The sequence below is a fragment of the Micromonospora auratinigra genome (assembly GCF_900089595.1).
Classification (GTDB): domain Bacteria; phylum Actinomycetota; class Actinomycetes; order Mycobacteriales; family Micromonosporaceae; genus Micromonospora; species Micromonospora auratinigra.
Genome location: NZ_LT594323.1, coordinates 326,956 through 337,695 on the forward strand (window position 1 = coordinate 326,956; position 10,740 = coordinate 337,695).

Consider the following 10,740-nt stretch of genomic DNA (forward strand, 5'->3'; position numbering starts at 1 on the left):
CGGTACCGCGACGTGCCGACGATCCGGGGCGGGCGTTCCGGCCCGGGGGAGCGGCGGCGGTCAGGCGAGACCGGCGCGGCGCAGGGCCTCCAGCATCTCGCTGTTGGCCGGGGCCGGCGCCCCGCGCCCCGACCGCTGCTGCGGCCCGCCCCGCGAACCGCCCCGCTCCCCGCGCCCGCCGCCACCCTGGCCGCGCGCCGGATCGCCCTGCCCGCCGCGCCCGCCGCCACCCTGGCCGCCGCGCGACGCGTCGCCCTGGCCCCGGGCGCCGCCCTGGCCACCGCGTCCGCCGCCGCCCTGGCCACCGCCGCCCGGGCCGCGCTCGCGGCGCCCGTCGCCGCCCGGCGGGCGGCCGGTGCCGGCCGGGGCCTCGTCGTCCAGCCGCAGGGTCAGCGAGATCCGCTTGCGCGGCACGTCGACGTCGAGCACCCGGACCTTCACCACGTCGCCGGACTTCACCACGTCGCGCGGGTCCTTGACGAAGGTGTGCGACATCGCCGAGACGTGCACCAGGCCGTCCTGGTGCACGCCGACGTCGACGAACGCCCCGAACGCGGCCACGTTGGTGACCACGCCCTCCAGCACCATCCCCGGGGTCAGGTCGCCGATCTTCTCCACGCCCTCGACGAAGGTCGCGGTGCGGAACTCCGGGCGCGGGTCACGGCCGGGCTTCTCCAGCTCGGCGAGGATGTCGGTGACGGTGGGCAGGCCGAAGGTGTCGTCGACGAAGTCGGTGGCCCGCAGCCCCCGCAGGATCGTCGACCTCCCGATCAGGGCGCGCAGGTCCTGCCCGGTCGTGGCGAGGATCCGACGCACCACCGGGTACGCCTCGGGGTGCACGCTGGAGGAGTCGAGCGGGTCGTCGCCGCCGGGGATGCGCAGGAAGCCGGCGCACTGCTCGAACGCCTTGGGGCCCAGCCGGGCCACCTTCTTCAGCTCGGCCCGGGTGCGGAACGGCCCGTTCGCGTCCCGGTGCAGCACGATGTTCTCCGCCAGCCCGGCACCGATGCCGGAGACCCGGGTGAGCAGCGGGGCGGAGGCGGTGTTGACGTCCACGCCGACCGCGTTGACGCAGTCCTCGACCACGGCGTCGAGCGACCGGGAGAGCTTCACCTCGGACAGGTCGTGCTGGTACTGCCCGACGCCGATGGAGCGCGGGTCGATCTTGACCAGCTCGGCGAGCGGGTCCTGGAGGCGGCGGGCGATGGAGACCGCGCCGCGCAGCGACACGTCCAGCCCGGGCAGCTCCTGCGAGGCGTACGCGGAGGCGGAGTAGACCGACGCGCCCGCCTCGGAGACCACCACCTTGGTGAGCTTCAGCTCCGGGTGCAGCTTGATCAGGTCGCCGGCGAGCTTGTCGGTCTCCCGGCTGGCGGTGCCGTTGCCGATGGCGACCAGCTCGACGCCGTGCGCGGCGGCCAGTCGCGCCAGGGTGGCCAGCGAGGCGTCCCACTGCCGGCGCGGCTCGTGCGGGTAGATCGTGTCGGTGGCGACCACCTTGCCGGTGGCGTCGACCACGGCCACCTTCACGCCGGTGCGCAGGCCCGGGTCGAGACCCATGGTGGCGCGGGTGCCGGCGGGCGCGGCGAGCAGCAGGTCGCGCAGGTTGGTGGCGAAGACCCGGACGGCCTCCTCCTCGGCCGCCTGCCACAGCCGCATGCGCAGGTCGGCGCCGAGGTGGATGAGGATCCGGGTACGCCAGGCCCAGCGCACCGTGTCGGCCAGCCACTTGTCGGCGGGCCGGCCCCGGTCGCCGACCCCGAACCGGCCGGCGATCGCCGCCTCGTAGCGGGTGGGACCGGTGACCGCCGCGTCGACGTCGCCGTCGGCCTCCGGGTCCATGGTCAGCTCCAGCACGCCCTCCTTCTCGCCCCGGAACATGGCGAGGATCCGGTGCGAGGGCAGCTTCGGGTACGGCTCGGCGAAGTCGAAGTAGTCGGCGAACTTGGCGCCGGCCGTTTCCTGGCCCTCGCGTACCCGGGAGACCAGCCGGCCCCGCGACCACATCTGCTCGCGCAGCGTGCCGATCAGGTCGGCGTCCTCGGCGAAGCGCTCGATCAGGATGGCCCGGGCGCCGTCGAGCGCGGCGGCGGCGTCGGCCACCCCCTTGTCGGCGTCCACGAAGCCGGCGGCGGTGTCCCGGGGATCCTGCGTCGGGTCGGCGAGCAGCGTGTCGGCCAGCGGCTCCAGCCCGGCCTCGCGGGCGATCTGCGCCCGGGTCCGCCGCTTCGGCTTGTACGGCAGGTAGATGTCCTCCAGGCGGGACTTCGAGTCGGCCGCCATGATCTGCGCTTCCAGGGCCTCGTCGAGCTTGCCCTGGCCCCGGATCGACTCCAGCACCGCGGCGCGTCGCTCGTCCAGCTCCCGCAGGTAGCGCAGCCGCTCCTCGAGGGTGCGCAGCTGCGCGTCGTCGAGCAGGCCGGTGGCCTCCTTGCGGTAGCGGGCGATGAACGGCACGGTGGCGCCGCCGTCGAGCAGCTCCACGGCCGCCCGCACCTGGCGCTCGGCGACGCCGAGCTCCTCGGCGATCCGCTGATGAACAGACTGGGTCACGATCTTGATCCGCCTTCTCCGGTGGGTTCCGCCCTGCATTGTGCCGGCCACCCCCGACGGGCCGCACCGACACCCACCGGTAGCGAACATCCCTCATTATCACGAAACAGGACTTTCGTGGCGAGAAATCCACCTAGCCTCCAATCAGGTGATTCCTACGCCAAACTGGAGACCAGGTGAGTGCTGAGAAGCTGGTTGTGATCGGTCAGGGGTACGTCGGCCTCCCGCTGGCCATGCGGGCCGTCGAAGCAGGCATGGACGTGGTGGGTCTGGACGTCGACACCGACCGGGTCAAGCGGCTCGCCACCGGGGAGTCCTTCGTGGAGGACATCCCGGCGGACCGGCTCGGGCGGGCCCTCGGCAGCGGCCGCTACCGCCCGAGCGCCGACTACGCCGACGCCGAGGGCTTCGACGTGTGCGTGATCACCGTGCCCACCCCGCTGCGGGACGGCACCCCCGACCTGAGCTACGTCGAGCAGGCCGGCACCGGCATCGGCCCGTACGTCCGGCCGGGCTGCGCGGTGGTGCTGGAGTCGACCACGTACCCGGGCACCACGGAGGAGCTGCTGCGGCCGCTCCTGGAGTCGGCCAGCGGGCTGCGCAGCCCCGGCGACTTCCACCTCGGCTACAGCCCGGAGCGGATCGACCCGGGCAACCCGACCTGGCGGCTGGAGAACACCCCGAAGGTGGTCTCCGGCGTGGACGGGGCCTCGCTGGAGCGGGTGGACGAGTTCTACCGCCGGATCGTGACCCGCACCGTGCCGGTCACCTCGACCCGGGTGGCCGAGCTGACCAAGCTGATCGAGAACACCTACCGTCAGGTCAACATCGCCCTGATCAACGAGCTGACCATGCTCTCGCACCACCTGGACATCGACGTGTGGCAGGCGATCGACGCCGCCGAGACGAAGCCGTTCGGGTTCATGCCGTTCCGCCCCGGGCCGGGCGTCGGCGGGCACTGCCTGCCGATCGACCCGTGCTACCTCTCCTGGCAGGTCAAGCGCCGCCTCGGCCGGCAGTTCCGGTTCATCGAGCTGGCCAACGACATCAACCACGAGATGCCCGAGCACGTGGCGCAGCGGATCATGGCCGGGCTCAACCGGACCGGCCGCGCGGTCAGCGGGGCCCGGCTGCTGCTGCTCGGCCTGGCGTACAAGAAGAACACCGGCGACATGCGCGACTCGCCCGCCGTCGACGTGGCGCGGCGGCTGTGCGACCTGGGCGCGGAGGTCCGGGCCGTCGAGCCGTACGCCGAGCCGCACCACATCCCCGGCGGCGTGCTGGTCGTGCCGCTGACCGAGCAGGAGGTGGACGCGGCCGACGCGGTGATCGTGGTGACCGACCACGACGTCTTCGACTACGACATGGTCGAGCGGCGGGCGCGCTACGTCTTCGACACCCGCAACCGGTGCTCCGGACCGGCGGTGGAGCGCCTGTAGGACGCCGTGGCGCGCACCGGGGACGGGCCCGCGTCCGCTGCGCTAGCGTAGCGATCATGGACGTACCTGCGGAGCCGCGGGCCCGACGGCTCTTCGGTGGCAGCGCCCGGGCGCTCGGCGACCTGGCCGCGAGCCCGTTCCGGGCCGACCGGGACCGGATCGTCGCGTCGCCGTTCTTCGCCCGGCTGAACGGGGTCACCCAGGTGATCAGCCCGGGCGGCTCCGGCCTGCTGGTGCACAACCGGCTCACGCACAGCCTGAAGGTGGCCCAGGTGGCCCGGGCGATCGCCGAGCGGCTGACCGCCGATCCGGTGCACCGGGACCTGCTGGATAAGCTGGGCGGCTGCGACCCGGACGTGGTGGAGGCCGCCGCGCTCGCGCACGACCTCGGTCACCCGCCCTTCGGGCACCTGGGGGAGCGGGTGCTGGACCGGCTGGCCCGCCAGCGGCTCGGGCTGCCCGACGGCTTCGAGGGCAACGCCCAGTCGTACCGGATCGTCACCAGCACCGAGATCCGCGGCGCGGCGACCACCGGCCTGGACCTGACCGCGGCGGTCCGGGCGGCGATGCTGAAGTACCCGTGGACCCGGCTGGACCACCCGGACCCGCACCCCCGGCACCTCGACCCGGCGCCCCGGGGCGCGGCCGGCCCGCCGGACGACCCGGAGAGCGGGTCGGTGAAGTTCGGCGCGTACCGCACCGAGGTGGACGACCTGCGCCAGGCCCGGGAGCCGTTCGCCGGGCGGATCCCGGACTGGCAGCAGACCCCGGAGGCGTCCGTGATGGACACCGCCGACGACATCGCGTACGCGATCCACGACGTGGAGGACTTCTACCGGGTCGGGGTGCTCCAGCAGGGCGCGGTGGCCGCCGAGCTGATGGCCTGGCAGCGGGAGTGCGGGCACTTCCGCTCGATCACCGAGCCGGCCCTGACCGCGGCCGGACGCCGCCCCGGCGCGGCGATCGAGCGGCTGCGCCGGCAGCTGCACCGCAAGGACGCCTGGATCGCCGACGACGAGGCGTTCGCGGCCGCCGTCGAGCACGTCCGCGAGGAACTGGTGGAGGGGTTGCTGGCGCTGCCCTTCGACGGCTCGATCGAGGCCGAGCAGTACGTGGCCCGCTTCTCCGCCCGCTGGTCGACCCGGTTCGTCGACGCCATCACGGTGACCGGCGAGCCGGACGTCCGCTCCGGCTACGTGCTGCTGGCGAAGGCGCAGTGGCACGAGGTGCAGGTGCTCAAGTTCGTGCACCACCGGTTCGTGCTGGCCCGCCCCGACCTGGCCCTGCACCAGCGCGGCCAGGCCCGGCTGCTGGGCACCCTGGTGGAGGCGCTCTGGGAGTGGCTGCTCGACCCGGAGGAGGAGTCGCGGCTGCCCCGGCGGCTGCACGACCTGGTGGAGCTGGCCGAGGCGGAGCTGCACCCGCGTACGCCGGACCGGATCGGCCGGGCCCGCGGCCGGGCGATCGTCGACTTCGTCGCGCAGCTCACCGACGGTCAGGCGGTGGCCATGCTGGACGCGCTCTCCGGCCGTTCCGGCGCGCTCTGGACCGACGCCTTCGTGCTCTGAGCCGCCGCCGGTCGGTCGGCGGCGGGACGGGTCAGCGCGCCGGTACGCCCTTCACCACGGCCCCGGGCGGCACGTCCCGGACCACGCACGCGCCGGCGCCCACCGTCGCGCCGGCCCCGACGCGCAGTCCCGGCAGCACCACCGCGCCCGCGCCGACCAGCGCCCCGCTCTCCAGGTGACAGTCGCCGGAGACGGCGGCCAGCGGGTGCAGCGAGACGGCGTCACCGACCACGCAGTCGTGCGCCAGGGTGGCGTTCTGGTTGACGTGCAGGTGCCGACCGGCGGTGACGTTGGTGGTGACCCGGGCGCCGGCGAACACCACCAGGCCCTCGGCGGCCACCAGGTCGGCCCCCACGGTGGCGTCGGGGTGCACCAGGCTCGCCGCCGGCAGGCCGAGGGCGTCCACCCGGTCGGCCACCGCCCGGCGGATCCGGGGCACGCCCAGGCCGAGCACGACGTGCGTGCCCCGGGGCAGCCGGGCCAGGTCGGTCACGGTGCCGAGGTACGCCGTACCGCACGCCTCGACCCGCTTCAGGTTCGGCTCGGACGGGCGGTCGTCGACGAAGCCGAGCAGCCGCCACACCGGACGCCCGGCCGCCTCGTTGACCGCCGCCACCAGCTGGGCGATCTCCCGGCCGTGCCCGCCGCAGCCGACGATCACCAGGTCGAGGCTCACCAGGACCGGCTCGCGGCCGACGTCGGCAGCGGCTGCTCCGGCCGCGCCGTGCCGTGGAACTCGGGGGCGGTGGCGACACCCGGCGCGCTGATCCCCTGCCGGCGCAGCACGGTGATCGCGGTCCGGCCGATGATGCGCAGGTCGAGCCGGGTGCTCCGGTGGTCCACGTACCAGACGTCGTAGCCGAACTTCGCCTCCCAGCTCAACTCGTTGCGGCCGTTGACCTGGGCCAGGCCGGTGAGCCCGGGGCGTACCTCGTGCCGGCGGAACTGCTCCGGGGTGTAGCGGTGGCGGTAGCCGGTCGGCAGCGGGCGGGGGCCGACCAGACTCATGTCGCCGCGGACGATGTTCCAGAGGCTGGGCAGCTCGTCCAGGCTGGTGTCGCGCAACCAGCGGCCGAGCGGCGTGAGCCGGGCCGCGTCCGACCCGCTGCCCAGGTCGGCGGGGCCGGTCGACATCGACCGGAACTTGAGGATCACGAACTCCCGGCCGTGCCGGCCGAGCCGGGGCTGGCGGAAGAGCACCGGCCGGCCCATGGTGAGCAGCACCGCCAGTGCCACGACGGCCAGCACCGGGGCGGCCAGCAGCAGCGCGACCAGAGCCACCGCGAGGTCGACGACCCGCTTGACGACGTCGTGGGCGGTGCCCTCCAGCCCTTTCCCGGGGTGCGTCGGTCGATTCTCGACGTTCGGGGGAAGGTGAAGAACGTCCATGTTGCCCTCCGGCCGCTGGCGGTGTTCAGCGGACAGAGTAGCTAAATATGCGCACAAGAATGCCTTGTCCAGATTTTTCGCGTGTGTCGCGTCCAGGCCCGGTGTCGGACCGGCGCGTCCCTGCGCTGCGTCAGGCGACGGCCTGCCACCAGCCGTCCACCGGCGGCGGGTCGTCCACCACGACCCGCTCGCCCGGTCGGGGCACCGCCAGCCGGACGTCGCGGGCCTTCGCCTCGGCCCAGAGCCGGTCCACCGGCTCCGACCAGTCGTGCAGCGCCAGGTTGAAGGTGGCCCAGTGCACCGGGACGAACAGCCCGCCACGCAGGTCGAGGTGGGCGGTGACCGCCTCCTCCGGGAACATGTGGATGCTCGGCCAGGCCCGGTCGTACGCGCCGATCTGCATCAGCGTCACGTCGAACGGCCCGTGCTCCGCGCCGATCGCGGCGTAGCCGTCGAAGTAGCCGGAGTCGCCGGTGTAGAAGACCTTCCGGTGCGCGCCGGCGATCACCCAGGAGCTCCAGAGCGTGCCGTCGCGGCGCAGCCCGCGCCCGGAGAAGTGCTGCGCCGGGGTGGCGGTGATGGTCAGCCCGCCCAGCTCGTGACGCTCCGACCAGTCCAGCTCGACGATCCGCTCGTCCGGTACGCCCCACCGCTCGAGGTGCGCGCCGACGCCGAGCGGGACCAGGAACGGCGCCGACTGGTGGGCGGTCAGCCCCTGGACGGTCGCCATGTCCAGGTGGTCGTAGTGGTCGTGGGAGATGACGATGGCGGTGAGCCGGGGCAACTCGTCGAGGCGTACCGGCGGCTGGTGGATCCGGCGCGGACCGACCAGGGCGGACGGGGAGCAGCGGTCGCTCCACACCGGGTCGAGCAGCACCCGCTCACCCTCGATCTCGACCAGCGTGGAGGCGTGGCCGTACCAGACGATGCCGAGTTCGGTGTGCGCCGCGTCGCCGCTGAGCTGCCGCTCCTCGGGGCGCAGCAGTGGCACGGCGCTGTCCGGGCGGCGCTTCTGCTTGCCGAGTACCAGCTCCTTGAGCAGGTTGCGCCCCGGGTCGGCGACCATGGTGCGGGTGCTGGCCGGGTTGTGGAAGGTGCCGTCGCGGAACCGCGGGGAGCGGGCGGCCCGTTCCGCCCGGGCGCCGGTGAGCCGGCCGCCGAGCTGCGCCGGCACGTCCCGGGCCGCCCAGGCCAGGCCGGCCACCGCCGCCAGCCCCGTCATCCGCCAGAGCCGCCTGCCCAGTGCCCGGTCCAGTTGCCGGTCCGCCGGTGCCCGCATGGTGTCCCGTCCCTCCGCCGTCTTTCGCAGTACACCGTATCCACCGCGACGGCGTGCCGCCGGTGTGAAACAGGGCTCAGCGCAGTCGGCGCAGCACCGCCGAGCCGACCGTCCCGCCGGCCCCGGCCAGCGAGCGGACCATTCCGGACACGTCCGGCAGCCAGCCGCCCCGGACGGCCTCGCCGGCCGGGTTGGGCGTGAAGACCACGCCGTCGTGCGGGGCCACCGGCCGCAGGGTCAGGCCGCCGAGCCGCATCAGCGGCCCGACCAGTACGTCGTACACGCCGGGCAGCACGGTGAAGCCGACCCGCATCAGCACGTTGAGCCGGCCGACGGAGATCTCCCGACGCGGGTGGTCCACACAGTGCGCGACGGCCCGGGCCACCCGTTCCGGCGTGGTGACCGGCAGCGGCGGCCGGCCGATCCGGCCCAGGTAGTTGGCGGCCTGCTGGTAGACGGGGGTGTCCACGCTGCCCGGGTTGACCAGGCAGACCCGTACCCCCGGCGTCTCCCGCGCCTCCTGCTGCAACGCCCGGGCCAGCCCCTGCAACCCCCACTTGGCCGCCACGTAGCCGCTCATGTAGGGCGCGGTGATGTGCCCGAGGACCGAGCCGGTCAGGATCAGCGTGCCGGCCGAGGCGGCCCGGAAGCGGCGCAGCGCCACCCGGGCCACCTCGGCCGAGGCCAGCAGGTCGGTCCGGACCACCTGCTCGAAGACCTCGGCCGGCGTCTCGTCGAAGCGGCCGTAGGACATCACCGCGGCGGTGTGCACCCAGACGTCGATGCCGCCGAACTCGGCCTCGGCCGCGTCGGCCAGCCGGGCCACCGCGCCGGGCTCCGTGACGTCAGTCGGCACGACCAGCGCCCGCGCACCGGCCGCCCGGCACTCGGCGCGGACCTCGGCCAGGGTCTCGGGGGAGCGGGCCGCGAGGACCACTCGGTCCCCGCGGCCGGCGAACTCCCGGGCCGCCGCCCGGCCGATCCCGCTGGTCGCGCCGGTGATCACCACCGTCCGGCTCACGGCGCGAGCACGACCTTGACGCAGCCGTCCTCCTTCTTCTGGAACATCTCGTACGCCTGCGGCGCCTGCGCCAGCGGCAGCCGGTGGGTACGCAGGTCCTCCACGCCCAGCGGGTCGTCGTCGCGCTCCAGCAGCGGGATGATCTCGTCGACCCAGCGCTTGACGTGGCACTGGCCCATGCGCAGCTGCACGCCCCGGTCGAACATCTCCATCATCGGCATCGGGTCCTGCTCGCCGCCGTAGACGCCGGAGATCGACACCGTGCCGCCGCGCCGGACCGCCTTGACCGCGGCGTGCAGCACCACGAGCCGGTCCACGCCGGCCGCGTCGATCATCGGCTGGGCCAGCTTGTCCGGCAGCAGGCCGGCGGCGGCCTGGGCGAACTTGCCCAGCGGCGCGCCGTGCGCCTCCATCCCGACCGCGTCGATCACCGCGTCCGGTCCGCGCCCGTCCACCAGGTCGATCAGCGCGCCCGGGACGTCGTCGAGCTGGCTGACGTCGAGCACCTCGATGCCGTGCCGGCGGGCCATCTCCAGGCGCTCCGGGACCAGGTCGAGGCCGATCACCCGGCCCGCGCCGAGGTGCCGGCCGATCCGGGCGCAGAACTGCCCGACCGGCCCGAGGCCGAAGACGGCCAGGGTGCCGCCGGGCGGCGTGTCCGCGTACTTCACCGCCTGCCAGGCGGTCGGCAGGATGTCGGAGAGGTAGAGCCAGCGCTCGTCCGGGCCGGTGTCCGGGATCCTGATCGGGCCGAACTGGGCCTGCGGCACCCGCAGGTACTCGGCCTGGCCGCCGGGGACCGCGCCGTAGAGCGAGGTGTAGCCGAACAGCGACGCGCCCTTGCCCTCCTTGGTCACCTGGGTGGTCTCGCACTGCGCGTACAGTTGCCGCTCGCACATCCAGCAGTGCCCGCAGGAGATGTTGAACGGGACGACCACCCGGTCGCCCTTCTTGAGCCGGGTCACCCCGGACCCGACCTCCTCGACGATGCCCATCGGCTCGTGCCCGAGGATGTCACCCGGCCTCAGGTACGCCCCGAGCACCTCGTACAGGTGCAGGTCGGAGCCGCAGATCGCGGTCGAGGTGATCCGGACGATCGCGTCGGTCGGCTCCTCGATCCGGGGGTCGGGTACGTCCTCCACGCGGACATCGCGCTTGCCGTGCCAGGTCAGTGCCTTCATGCCGGAATGTCCCCTCCTCAGTGCCGTCCATGGGACTGCTACCCGCGCCGGGGCACTTGAACCGGCGATCCGCCCCCCGGCACCGGCGGCCCGCGCCCGCCCGCCGCAGACTGCCCGGTCTGCCTGCCCGGCTCCCCGGGTCGGCACCGCCCCGTTCCCGCTGCCCCGTTCCCGCCGCCCCGGGCCGGCTTCATGGCGGGACGCTACAAACTTGATGATCCAAGCGATTCACCCGCGTCCAGCGCCCACCCCGCCTCCCATTGCCCCGCCCCGCCCCGCCCCGCCGCTCCTCCACTCAATGGGATTGAGC

Annotated in this window: 8 protein-coding genes; 2 read left to right on the forward strand and 6 right to left on the reverse strand. The window is 74.0% G+C overall.

Going from position 1 to position 10,740, the window contains the following annotated elements:
* Window positions 1-60 precede the first annotated feature (60 nt).
* Window positions 61-2,553 carry a Tex family protein gene (locus tag GA0070611_RS01565; protein ID WP_091656089.1) on the reverse strand — a complete coding sequence of 831 codons (2,493 nt, stop codon included), beginning with the start codon at window positions 2,551-2,553 and terminating at the stop codon, window positions 61-63.
* A gap of 176 nt (window positions 2,554-2,729) precedes the next feature.
* Here GA0070611_RS01565 and GA0070611_RS01570 point away from each other — a divergent pair, with 176 nt between their 5' ends.
* Window positions 2,730-3,992, forward strand: coding sequence for a nucleotide sugar dehydrogenase (locus GA0070611_RS01570; protein ID WP_091656091.1), 1,263 nt, complete (start codon window positions 2,730-2,732; stop codon window positions 3,990-3,992).
* A 56-nt stretch (window positions 3,993-4,048) separates the two neighbouring features.
* Window positions 4,049-5,560, forward strand: coding sequence for a deoxyguanosinetriphosphate triphosphohydrolase family protein (locus tag GA0070611_RS01575; protein WP_091656093.1), 1,512 nt, complete (start codon window positions 4,049-4,051; stop codon window positions 5,558-5,560).
* 31 nt (window positions 5,561-5,591) lie between these two features.
* Here the strand turns inward: GA0070611_RS01575 and GA0070611_RS01580 are convergent, their stop codons facing one another.
* From GA0070611_RS01580 to GA0070611_RS01600, 5 genes are all read right to left on the reverse strand, one after another.
* A complete protein-coding gene (locus tag GA0070611_RS01580; protein ID WP_091656096.1) occupies window positions 5,592-6,236 on the reverse strand; it encodes a NeuD/PglB/VioB family sugar acetyltransferase in 645 nt (214 codons plus the stop codon).
* On the reverse strand, window positions 6,233-6,949 hold the full coding sequence (locus GA0070611_RS01585) for a sugar transferase (RefSeq protein ID WP_091656098.1): 717 nt from the start codon (window positions 6,947-6,949) through the stop codon (window positions 6,233-6,235). Before GA0070611_RS01585 ends, GA0070611_RS01580 begins: the two co-directional genes overlap by 4 nt.
* 130 nt (window positions 6,950-7,079) lie before the next feature.
* The gene (locus GA0070611_RS01590; protein WP_091656100.1) at window positions 7,080-8,228 is read right to left on the reverse strand and encodes an MBL fold metallo-hydrolase; all 1,149 of its coding nucleotides are present in this window, start codon (window positions 8,226-8,228) and stop codon (window positions 7,080-7,082) included.
* Window positions 8,229-8,304: 76 nt separating this feature from the next.
* Window positions 8,305-9,249 carry an SDR family NAD(P)-dependent oxidoreductase gene (locus GA0070611_RS01595; RefSeq protein WP_091656102.1) on the reverse strand — a complete coding sequence of 315 codons (945 nt, stop codon included), beginning with the start codon at window positions 9,247-9,249 and terminating at the stop codon, window positions 8,305-8,307.
* Window positions 9,246-10,430: a zinc-dependent alcohol dehydrogenase gene (locus tag GA0070611_RS01600; protein WP_091656104.1), complete on the reverse strand. Its 1,185-nt coding sequence runs from the start codon at window positions 10,428-10,430 to the stop codon at window positions 9,246-9,248. The genes GA0070611_RS01595 and GA0070611_RS01600 overlap by 4 nt, the downstream gene beginning before the upstream one ends.
* Window positions 10,431-10,740: the final 310 nt, after the last annotated feature.

Coding starts and splice junctions, on each gene's coding strand:
- GA0070611_RS01590 (WP_091656100.1), bottom strand. CDS start 8,228: ATGCGGGCACCGGCGGACCGGCAACTGGACCGGGCACTGGGCAGGCGG.
- GA0070611_RS01575 (WP_091656093.1), top strand. CDS start 4,049: ATGGACGTACCTGCGGAGCCGCGGGCCCGACGGCTCTTCGGTGGCAGC.
- GA0070611_RS01585 (WP_091656098.1), bottom strand. CDS start 6,949: ATGGACGTTCTTCACCTTCCCCCGAACGTCGAGAATCGACCGACGCAC.
- GA0070611_RS01600 (WP_091656104.1), bottom strand. CDS start 10,430: ATGAAGGCACTGACCTGGCACGGCAAGCGCGATGTCCGCGTGGAGGAC.